Below are 24778 nucleotides of genomic sequence, written 5' to 3'. Positions count from 1 at the left end.
CGGACCGGCGGTTGCATGGACGGTCGTGTCCCCGCTTGCGGCCACCACGGTGGATCTCGCTCGGCTGCAGTTCGCGACGACCTCGATCTACCACTTCCTCTTCGTCCCGCTCACGCTCGGCCTCGGGCCGATCGTGGCGATCATGCAGACGAAGTGGCATCGCACCGGCGACGAGGCGTGGCTGCGGCTGACGAAGTTCTTCGGCACGCTGTTGTTGATCAACTTCGCGATCGGCGTGGCCACGGGGCTGGTCCAGGAGTTCCAGTTCGGGATGAACTGGTCGGTGTACTCCAAGTACGTCGGCGGCGTGTTCGGCGCCCCGCTGGCGATCGAGGGGCTGGCGGCGTTCTTCCTGGAGTCGACGTTCCTGGGGCTCTGGATCTTCGGCTGGGACCGGCTGTCGCCGCGGCTGCACCTCGCCACGCTGTGGCTCGCGGTGCTCGGCACGTGGCTGTCGGGCTACTTCATCCTGGTGGCCAACTCGTGGATGCAGCACCCGGTCGGCTCCAAGGTCAGCGGCGGGGAGGCGCACCTGACCGACGTGTGGGCCCTGCTGTCCAACCGCTTCGCGCTCTACGCGTTCACCCACACCATGTTGGTCGCGTTGACGATGGGGTCGCTCTTCGTCTTCGGCATCGCCTGCTGGCACCTGCTGCGCGGGCGCAACGTCGACCTGTTCCGCCGCGCGGCGGCCGTGGCGCTGATCGTCGCCGTGCCGGCCACGGTGGCCAACATGGTGGTCGGCAGCCGCTTCGGGCTGGCGACGACCGACTACCAGCCGATGAAGATCGCCGCGGCCGAGGCGCTGTGGAACACCGAGCAGCCGGCCGGGTTCTCGCTGTTCCAGATCGGCGGCTTCACGCAGTCCGACCAGAAGCCCAGCTTCGTGATCCAGGTGCCCAAGCTGTTGTCGTTCCTGGCCACCGGGACGTTCACGGGCCAGGTCGAGGGCATGAACCAGGTCAACGAGGGCTACCAGACGCAGTACGGCAAGGGGAACTACCTCCCACCGGTGAGAGTCGCGTACTGGGGCATGCGCGTCATGGCCTACCTCGGCGCGCTGATGACGCTCGTCGCCCTGCTCGGCGCCTTCCTGTACCGCCGCGGGACGCTGGCGACCAAGCGCTGGTTCCTGTGGACCGCGGTCGTGGCGATCGCGTTCCCCTACCTGGCGGCGACCGCGGGCTGGCTGCTGACCGAGGTCGGCCGTCAACCGTGGATCGTCCAGGGGCTGCTGAAGACCGCCACCGCCAACTCGCCGAACGTCTCCACGGCGATGCTCGGCGCGAGCCTCGCGATCTTCGTGGCGCTGTACGCCGCGCTCGGCGTCCTCGACGTCATCCTGATGCGCCGCTACGCCCGGCTCGACCCGCCGGAGCCGGACCGCCCGGTCGGGCCGCCCGTCGCCGAGCTGGTGCCGTCATGAGCCTCGAGATCTTCTGGTTCTGCCTGATCGCGGTCCTCTGGGGCGGCTACTTCGTGCTCGAGGGCTTCGACTTCGGCGTCGGCATGCTGGCGGCCGTCGTGGGGCGCGACGACGACGAGCGCCACACGGTGATCGAGACGATCGGCCCGGTCTGGGACGGCAACGAGGTCTGGCTGGTCGTCGCGGCCGGCGCGACCTTCGCGGCGTTCCCGGCCTGGTACGCGACGATGTTCGCGGGGCTGTACCTGCTGCTGCTGGCGATCCTCGTCTGCCTGATCGTCCGCGCGGTCTCGTTCGACTGGCGCGGCCGCGGGGACGGCGAGCGCTGGCACCGGTCGTGGCGCTGGGCGAGCACGGCCAGCAGCATCGGCGCGCCGTTCTTCTGGGGCGTCGGGCTCGCCGCGCTGCTGCACGGGCTGCCGCTCAACTCCGACCAGACCTACGGCGGCGACGTCGGCGACGTGTTCAGCGTCTACACCGTGCTGGTCGGGGCCGCGACCGTGCTGCTGTTCGCCTTCCACGGCGCGACGTTCCTCACGCTGCGCCTGGCCGGCGGCCTCGGCGAGCGCGCGGCGGCGTTCGCGCGGCGGCTCGCGCTGCCCACCGCGGTCGTCGTCGTCGGCGTCCTGGCCTGGACGGTCGTGGTGGCGATCGACCGCAACGACCGCAGCCTGCTGCCGGTCCTCGTGCCCGCCGCCGTGGGCGCGGGCGGCGTGGTGGCGGCCGGCCTGCTGGTCGGGGCGCGCCGGCCGGGGTGGGGGTTCGCGGCCACCGCGCTGACGGCCGGGATGATCGTCGCCACGCTGTTCACCGGCCTGTACCCGCGGGTGATCGTGTCCTCGCCGGACTTCGCCAACAGCCTGACGATCTCCGACGCGGCGACCGCGCACTACGCGTTGAGCGTCATCACGGTGGTGGCGGCGGTGTGCACGCCGGTGGTGCTGCTCTACCAGGGCTGGGCCTACCACGTCTTCCGGGCACGGGTCGGCGGCGCCCCGTCGGTGTGAGCCGCGGTGCGCGCGCTCGACCCGCGTCTGCTGCGCCGCGCCCGGGCCGCCCGGACGCTGCTCGCGGTCGACGTCGCGCTCGGCCTCGTCACGACCGCCGCGGTGCTGGCGCAGGCGTCGCTGCTGGCGTGGGTCATCGCGCAGGTCTTCGACGGCGCCTCGGCCCGGGAGTGCTCCGGCGCGCTCGTCGCGCTGGCGCTGCTCGGCGTCCTGCGCGGCGCGGTGAGCTGGGGGACGGAGGTGGCCGGGCGCAGCGCCGCGTCGGCCGTGCTGTCCGAGCTGCGGCGCGCGCTGCTGCGGCGCCGGCTGACCGAGCACCCGGAGGCGGTCGACGGCACGGAGGCGGCGGAGGTGGTGGCCGCGGCGGTCGGGGGCGTCGACGCGCTCGGGGCGTACTTCGCGCGCTACCTGCCCCAGCTCGTGCTGGCGTGCGTGGTCCCGGTCGCGGTCGTGGTCTACGTGGCGACGATCGACCTCGAGTCCGCGCTGATCATGGTCCTGACGCTGCCGCTCGTCCCGGTGTTCATGGTGTTGATCGGGCTGCGCACGAAGCGCCACACGGAGGAGCGCTGGGCGGCGCTGGTGGCGTTGTCATCGCACTTCCTCGACGTGCTGCGCGGGCTGCCGACGCTGCGGGCGTTCGACCGCGCGCGCGGGCAGACGGTCGCGATCGCCGCGGTGGGCGACCGCCACCGGCGCGCGACCATGGCGACGCTGCGCGTCAGCTTCCTGTCGGGCTCGGTGCTCGAGCTCGCGGCCACGCTCGGCGTCGCGCTGGTGGCCGTGATCGCCGGTGTGCGCCTGGTGGACGGCAGCCTCGGGCTCCAGGCCGGGCTCACCGTCCTGATCCTCGCGCCCGAGCTGTACCTGCCGCTGCGCCGCCTCGGCGCCGAGTTCCACGCCAGCGCCGACGGGCTCGCCGTCGCGCAGCGGATGCTGGCGCTGCTCGAGGCGCCGGGCCACAGCTCGGCCGCCGGGGTGCGCTACCCGCCCAACCCGCGCCGGGCGCCGGTGCGCCTGCAGGACGTGTCGTTCGCCTACCCGACGCGGCCGGGCCTGGTGCTCGACCGCGTCGACCTGGAGCTGGCGCCCGACGAGACGCTGGCGCTGGTCGGCGAGAGCGGCGCGGGCAAGAGCACGGTCGCCGCGCTCGTGCTCGGCCTGCTGCGCCCGACCGCGGGGCGCGTGACGGTCGGCGGCGTCGACCTCGCGCGGTGCCGGCGCGACGCGTGGCTGCGCCAGCTCGCGTGGGTGCCGCAGCACCCGGCGCTGCTGCCCGCCAGCGTCGCGGACAACATCCGCCTCGGCGACCGCTCCGCGAGCGACGCGGCCGTGCGCGACGCGGCGACGCTCGCCGGCGCCGACCGGTTCGTGCGGGCGCTGCCCGACGGCTACGCCACGGTCGTCGGCGACGGCGGGCGCCCGCTGTCGGCCGGGCAGCTGCGGCGCGTCGCCCTGGCCCGCGCGTTCCTGCGCGACGCCGCGCTCGTGGTCCTCGACGAGCCCACCGCCGACCTCGACCCGCTCAGCGTGGACGTCGTCGGCGAGGCGGTCGCGCGCCTCGGCGCGCGCGGCACGGTCCTGGTGATCGCCCACCGGCCGGAGCTGATCGTCTGCGCCGACCGCGTCATCCACCTCCCGCGGCCGGGCGGCGACTCGGTCCTGGCGCCGACGGCATGAGCACCACGACCGCCCGGATCCTGGACCTCGCGCGCGTGCCGCGCCGGCGCGTCGCGCTCAGCGTGGTGTTGGGCGCGCTGACCGTGATCTGCGGCGCAGGGCTGATGGCCACCGCCGGCTACCTGATCGTCCGCGCCGCCGAGCGGCCGGCGATCCTCTCGCTCGGCACGGCGATCGTGGCCGTGCGCTTCTTCGGGCTGGCGCGACCGCTGAGCCGGTACGCCGAGCGGCTCGCCTCCCACGACGTGGCGCTGCGGGCGCTGGCCCACGCCCGCGTCGCCGTCTACCGCCGGCTCGAGCCGCTGGCGCCCGCGCAGCTGCGCGGCTACCGCGACGGCGACCTGCTGGCCCGCGTCGTCGCCGACGTCGACCGGCTCCAGGACCTGCACCTGCGCGGGGTCGGGCCGCCGCTGGTGGCGCTGCTCGCCGGCGCCGCGTGCGTCGGCGCGGCCGCGGTCGTCCTGCCCGCCGCGGCGCTGATCCTCGCCGCCGGGCTCCTGCTCGCGGGCGTCGCCGTGCCGCTGCTGGCCGGCGCGCTCGGCCGGCGCGCGCAGGCGCGCCAGGTCGCCGCCCGCGGCGCGCTGTCGGCCGAGCTGCTCGACACGCTGGTCGCCGCGCCCGAGCTGGTGGTCTACGGCGCCGGCGACGCGGCCCTGGAGCGCGCGGCGGCCGCCGACCGCGAGCTGGCGCGCCTCGCGCGCCGCGACGCGCTCGTCGGCGGGCTGGGCGACGGGCTCGGCGTCGCCATCGGCGGCGTGACGGTCGTGGCGACCCTGCTCGTCGCGGCCGGCGCCGTCGCCGACGGCCGCCTCGACCGCGTCCTCGTCGCGCTCCTCGCGCTGCTGGCGCTCGCGGCGTTCGAGGCGGTCACGCCGCTCACGGCGACCGCGCGCGAGCTGCCCGGCGCGCTGGCCGCCGGGCGCCGCCTGCTCGAGCTGGCCGACATCGAGCCGAAGATCGCCGACCCGCCCTCGCCGGCGCCTGCGCCGCCCCGCGACGCCGTCCTGGCGCTGGAAGGCGTCCGGGCGCGCTACGGCTTCGGCGAGCGCGCCGCGCTGGAGGACGTGACGCTGCACCTGCGCCCCGGCCGCCGCGTCGCGCTCGTCGGGCCCAGCGGCGCGGGCAAGACGACGGTCGTCAACCTGCTGCTGCGCTTCCTCGATCCCGAGGCCGGGCGGGTGACGCTGGCCGGTCGCGACCTGCGCGACTACCGCCAGGAGGACGTGCGCCGCGCGATCGCGGTCGCCGGCCAGGACGCGCACCTCTTCTCCACGTCGATCCGGGAGAACGTCCGCCTGGCGCGCCCCGAGTGCAGCGACGCCGAGCTGACCGCGGCGCTGGACCAGGCGCGCATCGGCAACTGGGTGCGCAGCCTGCCGCAGGGCTGGGACACCGCGGTCGGCGAGCGCGGCCGCGCGCTGTCGGGCGGCCAGCGCCAGCGGATCGTGCTGGCGCGGGCGCTGCTCTCGCGCGCGCCGGTGCTCGTGCTCGACGAGCCGACCGCGCACCTCGACGAGGCGACGGCGACGCTCCTGATGCGCGACGTCTTCGCGGCGGCGGGCGACCGCGCCGTGCTGCTCATCACGCACCGCCCCGAGGGGCTGGACGCCGTCGATCAGGTGGTGACGCTGGACGCCGGGCGCGTCGTGGCGTCGTCGCCGCCGGCCGCCGCCTGAGGCTGCAGCCGCTGACGCCATCCGCGCAGCAGGCCGTGCACGGAGGCCGCGCCGACGAGCGGCGCGTCGGGCAGCGGGAGCGCGGGCGGCGCGAGGACGAACGCGCGCGTCTGCGGGCCGCCGAGCCCGCCGTGGAACGAGATGAGCTCCTCGAACGCGCAGCCCTCCTCGACCATCGGGTCGTAGAAGCTGCCGACCATGAGGTCGGCGACGTGCGCGAAGCCGTCGGTGCGCCGCAGGTGGTCGGCCGCGGTCGGCGAGAACGGCGCCAGCGGATCCGGGCCCACGACGCGATCGTCGTCGAGGTAGCGCGCGCCGCCGTTCGGACCGAGCACGACGGCGCCGTCGCGCGCTGAGCGCACCAGCAGCCAGCCGACGTGCGGGTGGTCGCGCAGCGCGTCGACGAGCTTGGGGTGGCGCTCCTGGATCTCCTCGAGCGTGAGCCGCCGCGGCGCGCCCTCCATGAGGTAGATGAGCCCGAGGTTGCCCGAGCCCAGGACGACCACGTCGCGACCGCTGACGTCGGACTTGGACTTGGACTTGTTGTCGTCCTTGCCCTGGTTGCCGCTGGCCTCCTCGACGGCGTGGTGGACCATCGCGCTCTGCTCGTCGCCGCCGGAGTATCCGGCGACGCTGCCGCTGCCGGCCAGCGAGCGCTGCACCAGCTCGTCGAGGCCGTAGCCGTTGCGCTGCTTGAACGTGGCGCCCTGCGTCTGGCCGTGGTCGGAGAGGACGACGATCTCGTAGGGCCGCGGCGCGTACTCCCGCGCGCGCTCCAGCCGGCCGAACTGCTGGTCGAGCTTGCGCAGCGCCTCCATGGTGTCGACGCGCTGCAGGCCCGAGTGATGAGCAACTTCGTCGTAGCTGGAGAACGTGGCGTACACCGCGGGCCGCCCGCGCATCATGTCGGTCAGGACGCCGTGGACGATCAGGTCGCGCACGAACACGCACAGCGCGGCGCGCATGAACGGGTAGGAGCCGCCGCGATGCCCGCGCGGGCGCACGTCGCGCCGCGACGCGCGCAGCGCCGAGGCCACCTCGATGCCGACCTCGAACCAGAACAGCACGAACGTGCGGGTGACGTTGAAGCCGTTGGCCAGGAACGCGCGGTAGCCCGGGTTCGGGCCGCGCTCGGCGTCGGCGCGGCTGACCGTGAGGATCGTCTCCTCGGCCTCGCCGGACAGCAGGTTGCCGCGGCTGGCGCCGCCGTCGACCAGCAGGCCGACGCCGGTCGCGTGGCGGCGCTCGATCTCCGCGCAGTCCTCGGGCGACGAGCACACCATCATGCGGCTCGCCTCCTTCTCGACCCAGCGGAAGGCGGGGATGTCGTCGTTGGAGCCCAACAGGATCCCGGCCTGGCTGGCGCCGGTCTGCGACGACAGGTCGGTCTCCCACTCCGCCAGGCGGTAGCCCTCCTCCGCGATCCAGCGCGCCATGTTGGGGGCGCTGCCGTCGCGCATCGCGGCCTGCAGGATCGGCAGGCCGAGGCCGTCGATCTCCAGGTAGACGATCCCCGGCACGTCGGTCGGGGCGCCGGCGCCCTGGCGCTTGGCGATGCGGCGGGTGACGCGCAGCGAGTACTCGTCGTCGTCGTTGGTGCCGAGCACGATCTGCAGGACCATGCTGACCGCCGTGATGACGAGCGCGGCCAGCAGCGCGTCGGCGAAGCCGGCGACGTGGACGTCGGCGTCGGGCAGCAGCGCCGCGGCGGCCATCAGGACGAGCGCGTCGGCGATCAACACCAACAGGAACCCGGCGACCAACATGTAGGGGAGTCGCAGGGCCGCGAGGACCGGCGGCAGGATCGCGTTGAGCAGCGCGACGGCCAGGGCCGCGGTGAGCGCCGCGCCGCTGTGGCCGAGGTTGAAGCCGGGGAGCATCCACGCGGTCACCCAGACCGCGGCGGCGGAGACGATCCAGCCGACGAGCAGTCGCAGCGGACGCAGCTTCGGTGAGCTGGGCTGCCAGCTCACGCCGGGACCCACGGGGCGTGCCACCGGCCGTGGCCGGACATCAGCCGGTCACAGGCGTCCGGGCCCCAGCTGCCCTTGGCGTAGGGATGGACCGGCGGCGGCGCGTCGAGCAGCGGCTGCATGATGCGCCAGGCCTCCTCGACGCCGTCCTGACGGGTGAAGCGCGCGGTCTGGCCCTCCATCGCGGCCAGGAGCAGGACCTCGTAGGGCGCGGGGCCCTCGCCGCCCTCGTCGGCGAACTCCATGTCGAGGTGGATCGGCTCGCCGTCGGGCGGGTCGCCGTGCTGGGCCTCCAGCAGCAGCCGGACGCCCGTCGTCGGGTCGAGCTTGACGACGATCTGGTTGGGCTCCGGGTCGCGCGACTTGTAGGCCTCGAACCCGAGGCGCGGTGGCCGGTCGAAGACGAGCCGCAGCTCGGTCTGGGTGACCGGCAGGTGCTTGCCGGTGCGCAGGAAGAACGGCACGCCCGACCAGCGCCAGCTCTCGATGTCCAGGCGCATGGCGGCGTAGGTCTCGGTCGTCGAGTCTGCCGCCACGCCTGGCGTGTCGAGGTAGCCGTCGTACTGGCCGCGGACATAGGCGCTGGGATCGGCCTCCGGCATCGCCTTGAACAGCGACGCGATCGCGTCCTTGATCGTCGACGGGTCGCGGCCGGTCGGCGCCTCCATCGCCGCCGCGGCGACCACCTGCATCATGTGGTTGACGACGACGTCGCGCAGCGCGCCGACGGGGTCGTAGAAGTGGCCGCGGTCCTCGACGCCGAAGCTCTCGGCCATCGTGATCTGGACCGACGCCAGGTAGTTGCGGTTCCAGACCGGCTCGAGCATCGTGTTGGCGAAGCGCAGGTACAGGATCTCGACCAGGCCCATCTTCCCGAGGAAGTGGTCGATGCGGAACAGCTGGGACTCGTCGATGTACTGGTGGATCTCCGCGGCCAGCGCCCGGGCCGAGGCGGTGTCGTGGCCGAACGGCTTCTCGACGACGATGCGCGCGTTGGCGGTCAGGCCGGCGTCGGACAGGCCCTTGACCACGCCGCCGAACAGGAACGGCGGGATCTCAAGGTAGAAGACGGGCAGCTCCTTGCCCTTGATCGCGGCGCCGACGCGCTCGAAGGTCGCGGGGTCGGCGAAGTCGCCGGAGACGTAGCTCATGCGGGCCACGAAGCGATCGAACACGGCGGGGTCGAGCGTCTCGCCGCCGTCGACGATCGCCTCCCGCGCGCGCTGCTTGAGGTCGTCGACGGTCCAGTCGTCGACGGCCACGCCGACGATCGGGCACGTCAGCAGCCCGCGCCGCTCGAGGCGGTACAGCGACCGCAGGGTCATCACCTTCGCGAGGTCGCCGGTGATGCCGAAGACGACGAGGACGTCGGCGGGCTGCGGGTCGCCGACGTCGGCCGCGGGGCGTGCGGACGATCGGCGCTGGGGCGTGACGGCGGAGGCCATTCCGCGATGCTCGGCGCCGCGCCGGTCCGGGTCATCACCTCATCCGGATGACGCAGCGGCGGAGGGCGCGTCCGCGCGGGGCGCCGGTGCCGGTGCCGGCAGGGGCGTCAGCCGGGCGGTGACCACGTGGCTGACGACGACCGCCACGATCACGACCGGCATGACGTTCGTGCCGTCGGTCCCGAGCAGCAGCGTCGCCAGCAGCGTGGAGGTCAGCGGCAGCGTGAGCATCGTGGTGCACATCGCGCCGATCCCCATGGCCACGGCGGGGATGAGCGGCAGCCCGGGCAGGTGGGAGGCCGCGATGCCGGCGGCCGCGCCGAGGAACATGGCCGGGAACACCGGGCCGCCGCGGAAGCTGCTGAGCGAGAGGCTGTAGGCCAGGGACTTGGCCGCGACGAGCGCCAGCAGCGCGCCGACCGACCAGGTCGACGCGTCGTCGACCAGCGGGCCGAGCGCGGTCTGGCCGGAGAACAGGACCTCGGTGGCCGGCTTGTCGGTGATCTGGCCGAAGCCGACCGCCAGGCCGCCGATCAACAGGCCGAGGGCCGGCGTCGTGACCAGCGGCCGTCCCTGCGCGCGCGCCCGGACGGCCACGGCGAGCAGCGTGATCCCGCGGCCGAGCAGCGGCGCGACCAGGCCGAACACGACCGCCCAGGCCAGCCACGTCCCGGTCGGGTGGCCGACGGGCGGGACGTCCGGGATCGCCAGGCTGAGCGTCCCGAACCCGGTGAGCGAGTCCAGCCCGACGAACACCAGCGAGCCCACGCCGGCGGCCAGCAGGCCGGGGAGGAGGACCAGGCCGAGCATCGGGCCGCCGAGCCCGGCGGCCTCCAGCAGCAGGAACGCGCCCACCAGCGGCGAGCCCAGCAGCGAGCTGATCGCGGCGAAGCTGCCGGCGGCCGCGACGATCGTCGCCGCCTGGTCGGGCGCGTCGCGGGCGGCGAGGCGCACGGCCAGCACGCCCAGGCCGCTGCCGAGCAGGATCAGCGGCGCCTCCGGGCCGAGCACCGCGCCGAACCCCAGCGTCGCGAGCGCCGCGAAGAAGATGCCCGGCACGTCGATCGGCGCGACCGCGCCGGCGGCGTGGAAGCCGTCCGCCGGCGAGTGCCCGCCGGTGCCGGGCAGGCGCGTGATCGCCAGCGCCGTCAGCAGCCCGCACAGCACGAGGATCGGCAGCGGCCACCACGCCGGCGTGCTGGCGAAGCCGAGCTGGCCCGGGAGGTCGTCGAAGAGCTCGGTCTGCAGCACCGCGACGAGCTTGAGGAAGCCATAGGCCAGCGCGGAGATCGGGATGCCGATCAGCGCCGCCACCACGAGCAGCTGGACGTAGCTCCTGCTTCGCAGCAGCACGAGCGGATCGGGCATCGCCGCAGTAGAGCCGCCGGCGGGTCATGGGACATCACCCCGACCGGATGATGCGGCCCGCACGCCCGCGCGGCGACCATCGGGGCGACCCATTCAGACGACGAAGGGAGCAGGCATGGCGATCGGGCCCGTGCAGCTGATCGTGTTGGGGTTCAACCACCCCAACTTCCACGGCGAGATCATCGAGGAGCTCGAGCGCCTGCGCGCGAGCGACACGGTCCGTGTCATCGATGCGCTCGCCGTCTACAAGGACGCCGAGGGCGAGCTCGAGGTCGAGCACCTCAGCAACCTCACCGAGGCGGAGGCCGTCGAGCTCGGCACCGTCGTCGGCGCGCTGATCGGCCTCGGCATCGCGGGCGAGGAGGGGATGGTCGCCGGCGCCGAAGCGGGCGCCGCGGGCGACGCCCCGCCGATCCTCAGCGAAGCCGACGAGTGGGACATCCTGGGTGACATCCCCAACGACTCCGCCGCGGCGCTCGTGCTCATCGAGCACCACTGGGCCGTCGGGCTGCGCGACGCGGTCATGCGCGCCGGCGGCTTCCGGCTCGGCGACGGCTTCATCAGCCCGCTCGACCTCGTCGGGGTCGGCCTGATGGCGGCCGAAGAGGCCGAGGCGCTCGCAGCCCTCGAGACGGCCGAAGCCGGCTCGCCCTCCTGACCACGAAAGGACCCACCATGTTCGGAGCACGCCGCGTCGCACGACGCACCGGCCGACGGACCGCACGACGCGTCTCGCGTCGGTAGCGGCAGCGTGGCCATGCCGGCGAGGTCGCAGGCCTCGCCGGCGCGGCGCCCGCGCGGCCTCAACCGCAGGTGGACGGTCGCCTTCCTGATCGGCCTCGCCACCGTGACGGCCACCGGCTTCGGCTGGCGTGCCGCGCAGATCGGCAGCACGGCGGCGTTCGACGACCGCCAGGCGGTCGGGGAGACCGTCCGCGTCGAGCAGGCGGCCGTCCAGCGCACGGTCGCGCTGCAGGCGGCGGCCCGCGCGTACGACCGCTACCGCGCCGACTTCGCGCGCGCCGCGACCCTCCGCGGCGCCGGCGGCGACGCGGTGCGACGGGCGGCCACCCGGCGCGCGGTCGACGCCGGGGCCTTCGACGCCTTCGCGGTCTCCGGCGACCTGCTGCGCCCGCCGCGGAGGCCGCGCCCGCTGGACCTCGACGAGCGCGAGCGAGCCTTGATCGCTCAGCAGTCCACGGCGCTCGACGCGCCGGCGGCGCTGGACCCGGACCGCTGGGCGCGCGAGGCCGACGCGATCCGCGTGCGCGTCAACGGGCTGACGCGGTGGGCGTTCGTCGCGCTGCTGGCCGTGCCGCTCTACACGCTGGCCCAGCTCTCGACGCGCCGCCGGATGGTGGTCGCGGCCGCGGCCGCGGGCGTCGGCGTCTACCTCACCGCCCTGATCGCCGGGCTGGCCACGTACTTCTGGGCGTGAGGCGGCGGATGCGCGACGACGACGACGCCGACGGCCGGCTCAAGCGCCACATCGCGATCACGCTCGCGCTCCTCGCGGTCCTGGGCGCCGGCATCGCGATCGCCCAGCGCGACGCGAGCACCAAGGAGTCGACCACCGCGCGCGAGACAACGCGCGCCGCGGTGCGCGCGCTGCGCGCGAACGTCGGCGTCACGGCGGCGAGCGGGACCGAGGCGCGGCGCCTCGCCGCGCGCCGGCAGCTCGACGCCGCGCGCGAGACGCTGAGCCAGCGGGCGCTCGCGACGACGCGCGTCACCTGGAACACGCGCTCCACGCAGTACACGACCGTGATCGCCGTCCTCGCCGCCGCGCTGTTCTTCGTCGGCTACGCGCTCGTCGTCGAAGGGCCGCTGCGCCCGTACTCCTACGCCTTGGGCGTGGGGACCGCCGTCTTCGCCGCCGGATGGGCGCTGTGGATCTTCCACCAGCCGATCCCCGAGACGTCGTCCCGCGCGGTCGCCGCGGCCGCCCGCGCGACCGTCCTGAGCGCCGACGGCCGGCCGCGCGCGGCGGTGGCCGGGTTCAGCCGCGCGATCGCGGCCGACGGCGACTACGCGGCCGCGTTCCTGGGCCGCTCGCGCGCGCTGCTGCAGGCGGCCAACCCCGACTACCCGGTCACCGGCGCGTGGACCGACCGCAGCGGGCGCGCCTCCCGGCCGGCGATCCGCGACGCGGAGCGCGCGCAGGCGCTGGACCCGGGCAAGGACCTGCTCGGGCCGGGGCTCGTCGCCCTGCAGGCGTTCTACGTGGGCGACCTGGACAAGGCGGTCGCCGCCACCGACGCCGCGCGGGCGATCAACCCGCACGTGCCCGACGTCTGGCTGCTGCGCGGCGCCGCGCTGCTGGCCCGCGGCGACCGCGCCGCCGCCGACGCCGCGCTGGCCCATGGGCTCGCGCTGGCGACCGCCGGCGGCGCGTCGGAGCGCGCGCGCCACCTGGCCGCCACGGCGCTGAGCGAGCTGGCCTGGGTCGCCCGCCACCACCCGGCGCGGGCCGCCGACGCCCGGCGCGCGGCCGATCGCGTCGTCGCGGCCGAGACGGCGTCGACGCTGCGCCGCCGTCTCAGCGGCCGCGCGCCGGCGGGCGCGCGCGTGCGGGTAGAAGGGCTGCGCTGGTCGGAGGGCCGGCTGCGCCTGCGGCTGGCCTGGGCTCGCCTGCCGCGCGGCACGGCGGTGACGGCCGTGGCCTACGAGCGACCGCTGCGCGGTGGCGCGTGGACCCAGCCGTGGGCGCTGGCCCTGCTCTTCGACGCGGACGGCAGCGGCGCGCGCCGGATCGCGGCGCCCGCGCCCCGCGTCTGCCGGCCGACCGCCGTGCGCGTCGACGTCTACCTCGACGGCGCCCGCGTGCTGACGCAGACCGGCCCCGGCGCGGCCCCGACGTGCTGAGCGTCTAGCTCGGCGCGCCGGCCGCGTCGCACGGCGGCCGCGCGCGATCGCCTACGAGCGCGCGCTCCTGGTCGAGGATCTTCAGCGTGCGCTGCATCGCGACCGGCTTGAGCCCGCCGTGCTCGCGGATCGGGTTGTCCAGGAAGGAGATCAGCAGCAGCAGCGTCGCGATCACGGAGACGACCGACCCCATCAACATGGCCTGCGCGTACCAGCGCTCGTGGCTGTCGGCGAAGAACAACATGTAGCAGAAGATCGTGACGGCGATGAAGAACAGCGCGACCCACAGCGAGCGCGGGATGACGCCGACCGCGCCGTGGACCCGGTCGCTGCGGGCCTGCTCGCGGTCGCTCGTGCGGTCCATCCACTTGTCGTAGGCGGTCTGCTCGGCCGGCGTCTTGGGGTCGACGGTCTTGATCGTGCGGAACAGCGCCACGGCCCAGGGGTTGAACGCCTCGCCCTCCGTGCCCCGCGCCAGCCGCGGCCACTCCTGGTGGACGACGGCGCGGCTGTAGCAGACGAGCTCGCCGCCGAGCGCGGCCCGCGCGGTCGCCGGCAGGAACTGCACGGTCTGGTACTGCTGGGCGACGGTGAGCGCCTCCGTCTCGGCGCCGCTGCGCGACTCGTCGTAGCTGGAGAAGGCCAGGAAGACGATCAGCCCCAGGAGCACCGAGAAGCCGGTCGCCAGGACGCCGAAGACGCCGGACGCGCGATCGCCGTCCTCGAAGACGCTGCCCTCCGGCGCCCGGCGCCGGACGAGCAGCATCGCGGTGACGGCGAGGCCCGTCGCGACGACGACGATGAGGATCGCCCAGGCGACGGTCATCGGCGTGGCTCAGGGCTGCGGGTGGCCGGCGGCGGCCAGTGGGGGCGCGGGGTCCTCGTCCCAGTCGATCTCCGCCGCGTCGGTGTGGTCGAGGATCTGCGGGCCGCGGCGCTTGGAGAAGTAGTCCGAGCCCCAGCTGACGAACGCGTCGATGCGGTTGCGCACGCCGGTCATCAGCTGCGCGTGGACGCCGAGCCAGGCCGAGAACGCGATCGCGCCGTGCAGCTCGTGGCGGTGCGGGCCGACCTCGGCGATCGCGGCGCCGCGCCCGATCATCGCCATGATCCCCTTGTCGTGGTAGTGGAAGGGCGACCGCGGCTCGCCGGTCAGGTCGGCCATGACCGTGTTCGCCGCGTGCACGCCGCTCTGCAGCGCCACGGAGCCGAGCTGGGGCAGCGCGCTGCCGTCGGGCGCCGGGATGTTGGCGATGTCGCCGGCGGCGTAGATGCCGGGCGCGCCGGCGACTGACAGGTCGGAGCTGACCGCCAGGCGGCCGCCGCGGCCCTGGGCGTCGGGCAGCGCGCCGGCGACCGGCGGCGCCTTGATGCCGCCGCCCCAGACGACGCAGCGGGTGCGGATGGCCGTCCCGTCGGCGAGCGTGACGTGCCCGGCGCCGACCTCGGTCACGGCGACGCCGAGGTGCATGCGGACGCCCTTGCGGCCGAGGATCTTCGCGACGTACTCGTGGGCGTCCTCGGAGAACGGCCCGAGCAGCGTCGGGCCGAGGTCGACGAGGTGGATCTGCACGGAGCTGACGGCCAGGTCGTGGTACTCCTCGGCCATCGTCTCGGCGACGAGGTCGGCCAGCGCGCCGGCCAGCTCGACGCCGGTCGGGCCGCCGCCCACGACGACGAACGCGAGCGCGCCCTGATCGATCAGCGACGCGTCGCGGTCGGCGGCCTCGAAGACGCCGAGGATCCGCGAGCGCAGCGCGAGCGCGTCGTCGAGCGAGTAGAGCGGGAAGGCGTGCTCCGCGGCGCCCGGCGTCCGGAAGAAGTTCGGCTGCGAGCCGGCGGCGACGATGATCGCGTCGCCGGCGATCACGTCGCCGTCGGTCGTCGTCACGCTGCGCGCGGCCGCGTCGATCGTCTCCACCTCGGCGAGCTTGACGGCGACGTTCTCGTCCTCGGCGAACAGCTTGCGCAGCGAGTAGGCGATGTCGCTGGAGGCCAGCTGCGACGTCGCGACCTGGTAGAGCAGCGGCTGGAACTGGTGGTAGTTGTTGCGGTCGATCAGCGTCACGCGCACGTCGTCGCGGCCCGCCAGCCGGCGGGTGGCGCCGACGCCGGCGAAGCCGCCGCCCACGACGACGACATGCCGGCGCTGGTCCTCGGCGTCAGACATGGACGCCCTCCGGGGCCGGCACCGACGCGCCCAGCCGCTCGAGCAGGTGGTCGCCGACGCGCACGGCGTTGGCCATGGCCGTCAGCGCCGGGTTCACCGCGCCGATGCTCGGGAAGCAGCTCGTGTCGACGACGTAGAGGTTGTCGACCTCGTGCGCGCGGCAGTCGGTGTTCAGGACCGACGTCGCGGGATCGGCGCCGAAGCGGCACGTCCCGGCCTGGTGGGCGCACCCGGCCACCGGGATCTCGTTCTTGAGGTAGGCGTGGCGGGGGAGCAGGTGGTCGTGGTGCATCCCGAGGTGCTTGAGCATGGACTTGAGCTCGTGCAGCAGTCGCTGCTTGGGCACGTCGTTGCTCGGCGCGTAGCGCAGCGCGACGCTGCCGTCGTCGCGCAGCGTCACGCGGTTGTCGGGCCGGGGCAGGTCCTCGGTCGACAGCCAGAAGTCGACGGCGTGATCGGCGACGTGGTTCAGGGTCCACTCGGGCGCGAGCTTGGTCTGCAGCGGCTTCTCGCCGCGGTACATCTCGGCCGACGACTTGCCGACCATCTGGATGTTGCCCAGCGGGAAGTCGATGTCCTTGGTCGCGAAGTAGTAGGTGTTCACCCCGAGCGTCTTCTGGAACACCGTCGGGTTGGGCTCCACCGACAGCGCGAGGACGGCCTGGCTGTTGTGGAACATGTAGTTGCGCCCGACCTGGTCGGAGCCGTTGGCCAGGCCGTTGGGATGGCGGTCGCTGGCCGAGGCGAGCAGCAGCTTGGCGCTGTTGGCCGCGCCGCAGGCCACGACGACGATGTCGCCGGTCACGGTCTCGCGCCGGCCGTCGCGCTCGACGACGACGCCGGTGACGGTCGTGCCCGGCGCGTCGGTCTCCAGCCGCAGCGCACGGGCACCGGTCAGCAGGGTCACGTTGTCGTACTCGAGCGCCGGGCGCACCCCGAGCACCTCGGCGTCGGACTTCGCGTGCACCAGGCACGGGAAGCCGTCGCAGGTCGAGCAGCGCACGCACGGGCTGTAGGGCATGTTGCGCTCGTCGAGCATCACGCCGCACGGCGCGTGGAAGGGCACGTGGCCGGCGGCCTCGAGGTCGTCGGAGAGCTGCTGGATCCGCGGCTCGTGCGAGACGGCGGGGTAGGGGTACGGCGCGCTGGCCGGCCCCTCGGTCGGGTCCTCGCCGCGTGCGCCGTGCACGTGGTAGAGGTCTTCGGCGCGCGTGTAGTACGGCTCCAGCTCGTCGTAGGAGATCGGCCAGGCGGGGGAGATCCCGTCGTGGTGGCGCAACTCGCCGAAGTCCTCGGCGCGCAGGCGGTACAGCGCGGCGCCGTACAGCTTGGTCGCGCCGCCGACGAAGTAGTGGACCTGGGGCTGGAAGGGCCGGTCGTGCTCGTCGTACCACGTGTCCTCCGACACGTAGCGGTTGTCGACGAAGACGTCGTGGCTCTGCCAGTTCTGCGGCTCGCGGGGCAGCCAGTCGCCCCGCTCGAGCAGCAGGATGCGCTTGCCGGAGGCCGCGAGCTGGCGGACGAGCGTGCCGCCGCCCGCGCCGCTGCCGATGACGATCACGTCGTAGGAGCTCATCGAACGTGCCCTGAGCCCGGTCGACCGGCGACGATGACAGCGTTCGACCTCATCGCAGCTCCGCGATCCGCTCGGTGAGGATGATCTGCGCGGCGGCCTGGACCAGCGCCAGGTGCGAGAAGGCCTGCGGGAAGTTGCCGAGGTGGCGGCCGGTGTCGGCATCGAACTCCTCGGCGTAGAGGGCCAGCGGCGAGGCCACGCGCAGCAGGCGCTCCATGAGGTCGCGGGCTTGCTGCGCCTCGCCGATCATCGACAGCGCGGAGACCAGCCAGTACGAGCAGATCAGGAACGTGCCCTCCTTGCCGGCCAGCCCGTCGTCGGTCTCGCCGGTGCGGTAGCGCAGCACGAAGCCCTTCTCGGTCAGGTCGTGCGCGATGGCCATGACGCTGGCGTGCAGGCGCGGGTCGTCGGCCGGCAGGAAGCCGAAGAGCACGGCCAGCAGCGTGGAGGCGTCCAGCGCGTCGGTCTCGTAGTGCTGGCGCAGCACCCCGTCGGTCGTGACGCCGTGCTCCAAGATGTCCGCCTTGATCTCGTCGGCGGTCGCCTGCCAGCGCGTCCGCAGGTCCGGGTCGCCGCGGATCTCGGCGAGCTTGGCCGCACGGTCCATCGCGACCCAGCACATCAACTTGGACGACACGTAGTGCTGCGGCGCGCCGCGCGCCTCCCAGATCCCCTGGTCGGGCTCGCGCCACACGCGCGTCGCGCCCTCGGCCTGGGCCTCCACGATCGGCCACAGCCGGCGCGGGAGGCGCTCGCTGCGCCGGGTGTGGAGCAGGATCGAGTCCAGCGCGGCGCCGAAGACGTCGTTCTGGCGCTGGTCGAACGCGCCGTTGCCGATGCGCACCGGTCGCGCGCCGGCGTAGCCCGACAGCTCGTCGCGCGTGGTCTCGGTCAGGTCGCGACGCCCGTCGATCCCGTACATGATCTGCAGCGAGCCGTCCTCGTTGCAGGCGAGATCGCCGATGAACTGCATGAACTCGTCGGCCTCCCAGTCGAGGTTGAGCCAGTGCAGCGCCTGCAGCGTGAACGTCGAGTCGCGGATCCACGTAAAGCGGTAGTCCCAGTTGCGCTCGCCGCCGGGCGTCTCGGGCAGCGAGGTGGTGCTCGCGGCGACCGTCGCGCCGGTGGGCATGTAGGTCAGCCCCTTGATCGCCAGCGCCGAGCGCTGCAGGTAGGGGCGCCAGCGGTGGTCAGGGATCCGCGCGCGCTCCAGCCACTTGCGCCAGAAGTTCTGGGTCGTCTCCAGGCGCGCGTGCGCGTCGTCGCCGTCGACGGGCGACTCCAGCTCGGCGGCCCACGACAGCGAGCAGAAGACCCGCTCCCCGGCCGCCAGGACATGGCGGGCGCGGATGCGGTCGCCCTCGATGCCGAGCGCCATGTCGGTCCGCAGGCGCAGCGTCACGCCCGCGCCGGTGGCGTCGGCCTGGTGGCGATCCTCGCCGCTGAGCGTCCACTCCGCCGGCACGCGCCCGTAGTCGAACGCCGGCTCGCAGACCAGCTCGACCTCGGCGCTGCCCTCGATGCACTCGACGGTGCGCACGAGCAGGTGCTCGGCGTCGTCGTCGGTCGGCGGGCGCGTGTGCGGCGTGATCGTGTCCTCGTGGCGCCGCGGGCCCATCGTCAGCGCGTCGCGGACGACGAGCCAGCCGCCCGGCACGTGCCAGGTGGTGACCAGCGTGTTGGTCCCGGGCTCGTACTCCCGCGAGGACGGCACGTTGATGCCGAACGGCCCGAGCCGGAAGAAGCCCGCCTCGCGATCGAGCAGCATCCCGAAGACGCTCGGCGCGTCGAAGCTCGGCACGCACAGCCAGTCGATCGCCCCGTCCGGCGAGACCAGCGCGCCCGTGTGGCAGTCCGACAGGAACGCGTACTCCGCGATGGGCGGAAACGGTGAAGGTGCCGCAGCGCTCTGTGGGGCTGCGTCGGACTTCGGGGTCACTGCGCTGGCCATCGTGTCTCTGCCTTTCGCGGGGTCTGCCGGAGTGTGCGCGCCGCCGCACGCCGCTGGCATCACCCGTTTGGGACGATGCCCTCAGGGCCCCACGGTGGTCGCATCCCCGGATGCTCCGCCTGCTCGCCGTTGCCCTGGTCGCGCTCGTCCTGCCGGCCGCCGCCTCGGCCGCGTCGCCCACGGTCGACTACGGCCCGATCTCCCATCAGGGCCTGTCCAGCGCCGGGCCGGCGTCCACCGCGCTCAAGCTCACCGTGCAGATCGGGATGATCGCCAACCAGTCCGGGCTGCAGACGGCGGTCAAGAACGCGAGCAACCCCGCGTCGTCGTCCTACGGCAAGTACCCGTCGCTGTCGACGCTGTCCTCGACCTACGGCGCGTCGTCGTCCAAGCGCAGCGCCGTGGCCAACGCGTTCAAGCGCTACGGGGTGACCGCGAAGGCCGACGTGACCGATCTGCGCATGAGCGCCACGATCTCGATCGGCAACGCCCAGAAGCTGTTCGGCACCTCGTGGACGCAGTACCGCAGCGGGACCGCGGGCCAGTTCGTCGTGCTGCCCACGCACACGCCCAAGCTCCCGAGCGGGATCGCCGGCAACGTAGACACGATCGCGGGCCTGCGCCTGACCGTCTCGCAGTCGGCGAGCTCGTCCTCCGCGCACGGCCCCGTCGTCGCACCAACGCGGCCGGTCGCCCACCAGGCCCAGGCTCCCGTGCTGGGCGGGACGCCGACGCGGACCGGCACGCCCGCGACCGGCTGCCTGGCCGGCCAGTACCCGCTGCAGGCCGCCGGCACGGCCGGGCTGATGCCCAACCAGATCCTGGCCGCCTACGGGATCGCGCCGCTGCAGGCCAGCGGCCTCCTGGGCCAGGGCGCGCGGCTGGCCATCGTCGGCGAGGCGCCGACGCCGGCCTCCGACGTCAACAGCTACCGGTCGTGCTTCGGCGCGGACGGGACGCCGCTGGCGATCCACGGCGCCGGCTCGATCCAGCCGATCCTCGAGAGCTCGCTGGACGCGATGGTCGCCTCCGCCGTCGCGCCGCAGCTCGCGAACTTCGACCTCTGGGTCACGCCGCTGGACGAGAGCTCCGACGACGGCGACGTGCTCGGCTTCCTGAACATGCTCGCCGCGCCGCTGCAGGCGACGACGAGCGGGCACGCGCTGCCCGACGTCGTGTCGGTCTCCTACGGCGAGTGCGAGTCGACGGTCGCGCCGTACACCGCGTCTCGCACGATCGTCGAGCGCGAGCTCAGCGCGATGGCCGCCCTGGGCATCACCGTGGCCGTCGCCGCGGGCGACACCGGCTCGTCGGCCTGCGCGCGCGGCGTCCCCGCCAACCAGCTGACCAGCGCCGAGAAGCAGGTCCAGGCCTCGTGGCCGGCGACCTCGCCGTGGGTCCTGGCCGTCGGCGGCACGAACCTCACGCTGAACGCCAGCAACGCGATCACGTCGAGCGGGACCTGGAACGACGCGCTCTACCCGGCGCCCTACACCAACGCCACCGCCGCCGGCGGCGGCGGGCAGAGCACGCTCAACGCCCGGCCGTGGTGGCAGACGGGAACGGCGAGCAAGCGCCGCGTCCCGGATGTCGCCGCCTTCGGCGATCCCGCGCCCGGCTACCCGATCATCTGCTCGTCGGGCGTCCAGAAGTGCGGGCCGGGCACCCAGAGCGTGGCGTTCGTCGGCGGCACGAGCGCCGCGACGCCGCTGGTGGCGGGCATGGTCGCCCTGTGGAACCAGCAGGCCCGCGCCCAGGGCCTGCCGCGGCCGGGCTTCGTCGCGCCGCTGCTCTACCTGCTGGCGCAGCGCTCGCCGGGCGCGTTCCTGGACATCACCCAGGGCACCAACGCGCTCTTCGGCGGCTCGTGCTGCACCGCGGGCAGTGGCTACGACATGGCCTCCGGGCTCGGCTCGCCGCGCGCGGACCAGATCGCCGGCCTGCTGGCGACGCGCTAGGCGAGCGTCACGAGGTCGACGCCGAGGCACAGGCTGCACAGCAGCGCCACCCCGAACAGCGGTAGCTGCACGCCGAGGAGCCCGGCCTCGAGCTCCTCGATCCCCTGCAGGTCGGCGCTGACGGAGCGCTCCGCCGAGAGCAGGCGCTCGGCGCCCATGAGGTCGGCGACGATCCCGGCGACCGCCAGGCCCACGGCCACCCACCCGGTCCACACCGGGCCGTCGAGGATGATGAACAGCGCGACCGCCGCGAGGCCGCCGATCGCGGCCACGGCCTGCAGCGCGAGGCCCGGCGCGCCCGACAGGGCGCCGAAGGCCACCGGCAGGGCCAGCGACACGATCACGATCCAGACCATCAGGGCAACCCATTCCATGCCGCCCAGGGTGGGTGGTCCGGCTGCGGCGTTCATCACCCGGAGCGGATGATGTCGCCGACGGCGGCCGCTTCGAACATGGGGCGGTGCCGATCCCGGCACGCGACCGACAGGAGCAGGCCGTGAGCGAGGCAGAGATCCGCGAGATGGGTCCGATCGACTACATCATCCTGGAATGGCCGGCGGAGCCTTCCGGCGACGAGGTCGTGCCGCTGCTGCTCGACCTCGTCGACCGCGGCACCATCAAGATCCTCGACATCACGTTCGTGACCAAGGACGCCGACGGCGCGATGACCGCCGTCGAGGTCGGCGACCTGGGACCCTCCGCCGCGGCCTTCTCCGCGTTCGACGGCGCGACCTCCGGGCTGATCGACGACGACGACCTGGCCGACGCGGCGTCCGCCCTGGAGCCCGGGACCGCGGCCGCGATCCTGGTCTGGGAGAACCTGTGGGCGGCGCCCGTCGCCACGGCGCTGCGCCGGTCCGGCGGCCAGCTGGTCGCCAGCGGCCGGATCCCCGTCCAGGCCATCGTCGCGGCGCTCGACGCGGCCGAGGAGCGCGTCTCCGGCTGACCGCGCCGGAGGCTACTTCCGGAACAGCCCGCCGATGAGGAAGCGGCCTTCGCCGTAGGTCAACAGGTCGAAGAAGAGGGCCGCCGCGACGCACAGCCACTCCCAGCCGAAGACGCCGTGCGACGTCAGCGCCCACATCAGGGCGTAGGCCATGGTCGTCCACGGCAGCACGAGGAAGCCGACGACCTGGATCAGCCAGTTGTGGTGGAACGCGTCGAGCATGAACTGGCCGAAGATCCAGAAGACCACGATGCACAGCCGGGGCCAGAACAGCGAGCTGACGAAGAAGAACCAGCCGTACCAATGGGTCACGAGCGCGTCGGAATGCGAGCGCGGGACGTTGGCGGTCAGCGGCGTCATCGGGTTCGTCGTCATGGCCCGGCGGATGCTGCCTCCGGGCCGGGCGCCGGGCATCACCCGATCGGGATGAGGCCTGCGGGCCCGCGCCCATGGTGGTGTCCGCCTCCCCGGGGCGCGCTGGCCGGCGCCCTTGCCGGGCCGGAGGGGGACGAAGAGAGTGGAGCGTGCCCCTTCCGCCACGGACTTGAGGTGCTCGTGCCTGGACCGTCTTCCGCCCTGCTGGTCCCCGCCGGCGTCGAGCCTTCCCGGGCCATCAGCTTCCTGCGGGCCGCGCCACCGTCGGTCCCCAAGCGCGTCGAGCCGCGCGTGCGGCTGCTGCGGCGTCTGCTCGCCACCGCCGAGACGCGCGCGGTCGTGCTGAGCGCCCCGGCCGGCTACGGCAAGACCGCGCTGCTCGAGGCGTGGGCGGCCGTGGAGGCGCGTCCCGTGGTCGTCGTCGGCCTCGGCCGCACGGCCGACGCCGTGGACGGCGCCGCCGCGGAGCTCGAGGCGGCCGTCGAGGACCTGCGTGCCGCGGCCATGCCCGCGGTGCTCGTCGTCGACGACGCCGACGTGGGCGACGGCGTCTTCGCCGCCCGGGCCCTCGCCGCGGCCGAGCGCGAGCTGCCGGCGTGCGTCACGCTCGTGCTCTCCGGCCGCGGGGCTCCGCCGGAGGCGTTCGGGCGGCTGCGGTCGGCCTGGCCGGTGCTCGAGCTGGGCGCCGACGACCTGGCGATGACCCACAACGAGGCCGCGGCGCTGATCGCGGCTGCCGGCCTCGAGCTCGACGGCCGCGCCGTCGCGACGCTGATGGCGCGGACCGAGGGCTGGCCGTCCGGCCTGCGGCTCGCGATCGTGGCGCTGGGCGCCCAGGGCGACCTCGACGCCGCCGTCGCGGGCTTCGGCGGCGACGACCGCGTGGTCGCCGACTACCTGCGCGGCGAGATCCTGGCCGACCTGCCGGCCGACCGGCTGGCGTTCCTCACCAACACGGCGGTGCTCGGCGCGCTCTCCGGTCCCGTCTGCGACGCCGTGCTGGAGCGCCACGACTCTGGACGCATCCTCTTCGACCTCGGGCGCTCGCCCGTGCCGCTGCGGTCCACCGATCGCAGCGAGGAGCACTTCCGCCTGCATCCGCTCGTGATCGACATGCTCCGCGCCGAGCTGCACCGCGCCGACCCCGAGGGCGAGCGCGCGCTGCACGCCCGCGCCGCGACCTACTACGAGGAGGCCGGCCAGATCGCGACCGCGATCGACCACGCGATCGCCGGCGGGGACTTCGACCGGGCGGCGGAGCTGCTGTGGGGCATCGCCCCCAGCGCGCTGTTCGACGGCCGCGCCCACGAGCTGCAGGCGTGGCTGGCCCGGATCGGCGACACGCAGGTCGGCCGCCGCCCCGCGCTGGCGCTGACCGCCGCGCTCACCGCGCTGGCCGACGGCGACCGCGATCAGGTCGAGCGCTGGGTGGCGGCGGCGCGGCGCGCCGCGGGCCCGGTCGCCAGCGGCGGCGGCTCGCCGATGGACGCCGCCGCACCGCTGCTGCGCGCGGCCGTCGCGCCCGGCGACGCCGCGGCGCTGCGCGACCGTGCCGACGAGGCGCTCGCGGCGCTGCCGGAGGGCAGCCCCTGGCGTGCCGTCTGCTGCCTGCTGCGCGGCATCGCCCACGGCCTGCTCGGCGATCGCGCCGCGGCGCAGGAGGATCTCGAGGAAGGCGTCCGCCGCGGCGCGGTCGTGATGCCGGCGATCGAGGCGCTGTGCCTGGCCCAGCTCGCCCTCCACGCGCTGCTCGAAGGCGACGCCGACGAGGGCGCCGTGCTGGCCGAGCGGGCACGGACGCGCATCGACGCGCGCGGGCTCGACGAGCCCATGACGCGCGGGTTCGTCTGCGCGGTGTCGGCGTTCGCCCGCGCCCACCGCGGGCGCGTGGAGGAGGCGCGCGGCGACGTGACCGAGGCGCGGAGCATCCTCGGCGCGCGCGACGCGCTCATGCCCTGGTACGACGCGCAGGGGCGCCTGGCCCTCGCGCGCGCCCAGCTGCGCCTCAGCGACGTCGCGGCCGCGCGGGCGCTCACGGCCGAGGCGGCACGCGGCGCCTCCCGGATCCCCGACGCGGCGCGGCTGCGCGCGTGGATCGACGACGCGTGGGGGCGGGCCGACACGTTCGCCGTCCAGGCCCTTGCGGGCCCCGGCTCGCTGACCACGGCCGAGCTGCGGGTGCTGCGGTTCCTGCCGAGCCACCTGTCCTTCCGCGAGATCGCCGAGCGCCTGCAGGTGTCCTCCAACACCGTCAAGACGCAGGCGCACGCCGTGTATCGCAAGCTCGACGCCTCGTCGCGCTCGATGGCCGTCGAGCGGGCGCGAGCGGTAGGAATTCTTGACCAGTGAGTGACCCATTGAA

19 protein-coding genes are annotated in these 24778 nt (G+C 74.3%); 10 read left to right on the top strand and 9 right to left on the bottom strand.

Translation table 11 applies throughout. From position 1 onward, the window contains the following. The first annotated feature begins 25 nt into the window (after window positions 1–25). Genes DSM104299_RS19615 through cydC form a run of 4 tightly spaced genes read left to right on the top strand, consistent with a single transcriptional unit; the run spans window position 26 to window position 5789 of the window. Window positions 26–1426, top strand: coding sequence for a cytochrome ubiquinol oxidase subunit I (locus DSM104299_RS19615; RefSeq protein ID WP_272473339.1), 1401 nt, complete (start codon window positions 26–28; stop codon window positions 1424–1426). Beyond that, the gene (gene cydB / locus DSM104299_RS19610) at window positions 1423–2433 is read left to right on the top strand and encodes a cytochrome d ubiquinol oxidase subunit II (RefSeq protein WP_272473338.1); all 1011 of its coding nucleotides are present in this window, start codon (window positions 1423–1425) and stop codon (window positions 2431–2433) included. The genes DSM104299_RS19615 and cydB overlap by 4 nt, the downstream gene beginning before the upstream one ends. 6 nt (window positions 2434–2439) lie before the next feature. Continuing rightward, window positions 2440–4113: a thiol reductant ABC exporter subunit CydD gene (gene cydD, locus DSM104299_RS19605; protein ID WP_272473337.1), complete on the top strand. Its 1674-nt coding sequence runs from the start codon at window positions 2440–2442 to the stop codon at window positions 4111–4113. Beyond that, on the top strand, window positions 4110–5789 hold the full coding sequence (gene cydC / locus DSM104299_RS19600) for a thiol reductant ABC exporter subunit CydC (protein ID WP_272473336.1): 1680 nt from the start codon (window positions 4110–4112) through the stop codon (window positions 5787–5789). Before cydD ends, cydC begins: the two co-directional genes overlap by 4 nt. Here cydC and DSM104299_RS19595 read toward each other — a convergent pair. The 3 genes from DSM104299_RS19595 to DSM104299_RS19585 are packed head-to-tail and all read right to left on the bottom strand — an operon-like array spanning window position 5729 to window position 10575. Beyond that, window positions 5729–7762, bottom strand: coding sequence for a phage holin family protein (locus tag DSM104299_RS19595; protein WP_272473335.1), 2034 nt, complete (start codon window positions 7760–7762; stop codon window positions 5729–5731). The genes cydC and DSM104299_RS19595 overlap by 61 nt on opposite strands. Then, on the bottom strand, window positions 7759–9207 hold the full coding sequence (zwf, locus tag DSM104299_RS19590; RefSeq protein WP_272473334.1) for a glucose-6-phosphate dehydrogenase: 1449 nt from the start codon (window positions 9205–9207) through the stop codon (window positions 7759–7761). Before zwf ends, DSM104299_RS19595 begins: the two co-directional genes overlap by 4 nt. A 39-nt stretch (window positions 9208–9246) precedes the next feature. Beyond that, the gene (locus DSM104299_RS19585; protein WP_272473333.1) at window positions 9247–10575 is read right to left on the bottom strand and encodes a chloride channel protein; all 1329 of its coding nucleotides are present in this window, start codon (window positions 10573–10575) and stop codon (window positions 9247–9249) included. Window positions 10576–10690: 115 nt separating this feature from the next. Between DSM104299_RS19585 and DSM104299_RS19580 the strand changes: the two genes are divergently transcribed. The 3 genes from DSM104299_RS19580 (at window position 10691) to DSM104299_RS19570 (ending at window position 13440) form a co-directional block, all read left to right on the top strand. Continuing rightward, entirely contained in the window at window positions 10691–11233 is a 543-nt protein-coding gene (locus DSM104299_RS19580) for a hypothetical protein (protein ID WP_272473332.1), read from the top strand. Window positions 11234–11332: 99 nt separating this feature from the next. Next, entirely contained in the window at window positions 11333–12013 is a 681-nt protein-coding gene (locus tag DSM104299_RS19575) for a hypothetical protein (protein WP_272473331.1), read from the top strand. A gap of 8 nt (window positions 12014–12021) precedes the next feature. Further along, on the top strand, window positions 12022–13440 hold the full coding sequence (locus DSM104299_RS19570; protein ID WP_272473330.1) for a hypothetical protein: 1419 nt from the start codon (window positions 12022–12024) through the stop codon (window positions 13438–13440). Between the two features lie 4 nt (window positions 13441–13444). Here DSM104299_RS19570 and DSM104299_RS19565 read toward each other — a convergent pair whose 3' ends face one another. Genes DSM104299_RS19565 through DSM104299_RS19550 form a run of 4 tightly spaced genes read right to left on the bottom strand, consistent with a single transcriptional unit; the run spans window position 13445 to window position 19137 of the window. Then, window positions 13445–14266, bottom strand: a complete 822-nt coding sequence (locus DSM104299_RS19565) for a bestrophin-like domain (protein ID WP_272473329.1) — start codon at window positions 14264–14266, stop codon at window positions 13445–13447. 9 nt (window positions 14267–14275) lie between these two features. Next, window positions 14276–15610, bottom strand: coding sequence for an NAD(P)/FAD-dependent oxidoreductase (locus DSM104299_RS19560; protein ID WP_272473328.1), 1335 nt, complete (start codon window positions 15608–15610; stop codon window positions 14276–14278). After that, window positions 15603–17186, bottom strand: a complete 1584-nt coding sequence (locus DSM104299_RS19555) for a GMC family oxidoreductase (protein WP_272473327.1) — start codon at window positions 17184–17186, stop codon at window positions 15603–15605. The genes DSM104299_RS19560 and DSM104299_RS19555 overlap by 8 nt, the downstream gene beginning before the upstream one ends. A gap of 49 nt (window positions 17187–17235) precedes the next feature. Continuing rightward, window positions 17236–19137, bottom strand: a complete 1902-nt coding sequence (locus DSM104299_RS19550; protein ID WP_272473326.1) for a glycoside hydrolase family 15 protein — start codon at window positions 19135–19137, stop codon at window positions 17236–17238. 110 nt (window positions 19138–19247) lie between these two features. Between DSM104299_RS19550 and DSM104299_RS19545 the strand changes: the two genes are divergently transcribed. Further along, window positions 19248–21095: a S53 family peptidase gene (locus DSM104299_RS19545; RefSeq protein WP_272473325.1), complete on the top strand. Its 1848-nt coding sequence runs from the start codon at window positions 19248–19250 to the stop codon at window positions 21093–21095. Here the strand turns inward: DSM104299_RS19545 and DSM104299_RS19540 are convergent. Continuing rightward, window positions 21092–21469, bottom strand: a complete 378-nt coding sequence (locus DSM104299_RS19540; RefSeq protein ID WP_272473324.1) for a hypothetical protein — start codon at window positions 21467–21469, stop codon at window positions 21092–21094. The two genes, DSM104299_RS19545 and DSM104299_RS19540, sit on opposite strands and share 4 nt — an antisense overlap. 122 nt (window positions 21470–21591) lie before the next feature. Here DSM104299_RS19540 and DSM104299_RS19535 point away from each other — a divergent pair, with 122 nt between their 5' ends. Next, on the top strand, window positions 21592–22041 hold the full coding sequence (locus DSM104299_RS19535; protein ID WP_272473323.1) for a DUF6325 family protein: 450 nt from the start codon (window positions 21592–21594) through the stop codon (window positions 22039–22041). Between the two features lie 12 nt (window positions 22042–22053). Here the strand turns inward: DSM104299_RS19535 and DSM104299_RS19530 are convergent, their stop codons facing one another. Continuing rightward, window positions 22054–22416: a hypothetical protein gene (locus tag DSM104299_RS19530; protein WP_272473322.1), complete on the bottom strand. Its 363-nt coding sequence runs from the start codon at window positions 22414–22416 to the stop codon at window positions 22054–22056. Window positions 22417–22596: 180 nt separating this feature from the next. Here DSM104299_RS19530 and DSM104299_RS19525 point away from each other — a divergent pair, with 180 nt between their 5' ends. Next, the gene (locus DSM104299_RS19525) at window positions 22597–24765 is read left to right on the top strand and encodes a winged helix-turn-helix domain-containing protein (RefSeq protein WP_272473321.1); all 2169 of its coding nucleotides are present in this window, start codon (window positions 22597–22599) and stop codon (window positions 24763–24765) included. Window positions 24766–24778 lie beyond the last annotated feature (13 nt).

Origin of the sequence: Baekduia alba (assembly GCF_028416635.1) — a bacterium.
GTDB classification, from domain to species: domain Bacteria; phylum Actinomycetota; class Thermoleophilia; order Solirubrobacterales; family Solirubrobacteraceae; genus Baekduia; species Baekduia alba.
The sequence above is the reverse complement of the archived record's forward strand: the minus strand, read 5'-3'. Positions and strand labels throughout refer to the sequence as shown.

Coding starts and splice junctions, on each gene's coding strand:
- cydB (WP_272473338.1), top strand. CDS start 1,423: ATGAGCCTCGAGATCTTCTGGTTCTGCCTGATCGCGGTCCTCTGGGGC.
- cydC (WP_272473336.1), top strand. CDS start 4,110: ATGAGCACCACGACCGCCCGGATCCTGGACCTCGCGCGCGTGCCGCGC.
- zwf (WP_272473334.1), bottom strand. CDS start 9,207: ATGGCCTCCGCCGTCACGCCCCAGCGCCGATCGTCCGCACGCCCCGCG.
- DSM104299_RS19585 (WP_272473333.1), bottom strand. CDS start 10,575: ATGCCCGATCCGCTCGTGCTGCTGCGAAGCAGGAGCTACGTCCAGCTG.
- DSM104299_RS19580 (WP_272473332.1), top strand. CDS start 10,691: ATGGCGATCGGGCCCGTGCAGCTGATCGTGTTGGGGTTCAACCACCCC.
- DSM104299_RS19575 (WP_272473331.1), top strand. CDS start 11,333: ATGCCGGCGAGGTCGCAGGCCTCGCCGGCGCGGCGCCCGCGCGGCCTC.
- DSM104299_RS19570 (WP_272473330.1), top strand. CDS start 12,022: ATGCGCGACGACGACGACGCCGACGGCCGGCTCAAGCGCCACATCGCG.
- DSM104299_RS19565 (WP_272473329.1), bottom strand. CDS start 14,266: ATGACCGTCGCCTGGGCGATCCTCATCGTCGTCGTCGCGACGGGCCTC.
- DSM104299_RS19560 (WP_272473328.1), bottom strand. CDS start 15,610: ATGTCTGACGCCGAGGACCAGCGCCGGCATGTCGTCGTCGTGGGCGGC.
- DSM104299_RS19555 (WP_272473327.1), bottom strand. CDS start 17,186: ATGAGCTCCTACGACGTGATCGTCATCGGCAGCGGCGCGGGCGGCGGC.
- DSM104299_RS19550 (WP_272473326.1), bottom strand. CDS start 19,137: ATGGCCAGCGCAGTGACCCCGAAGTCCGACGCAGCCCCACAGAGCGCT.
- DSM104299_RS19545 (WP_272473325.1), top strand. CDS start 19,248: ATGCTCCGCCTGCTCGCCGTTGCCCTGGTCGCGCTCGTCCTGCCGGCC.
- DSM104299_RS19540 (WP_272473324.1), bottom strand. CDS start 21,469: ATGGAATGGGTTGCCCTGATGGTCTGGATCGTGATCGTGTCGCTGGCC.
- DSM104299_RS19530 (WP_272473322.1), bottom strand. CDS start 22,416: ATGACGACGAACCCGATGACGCCGCTGACCGCCAACGTCCCGCGCTCG.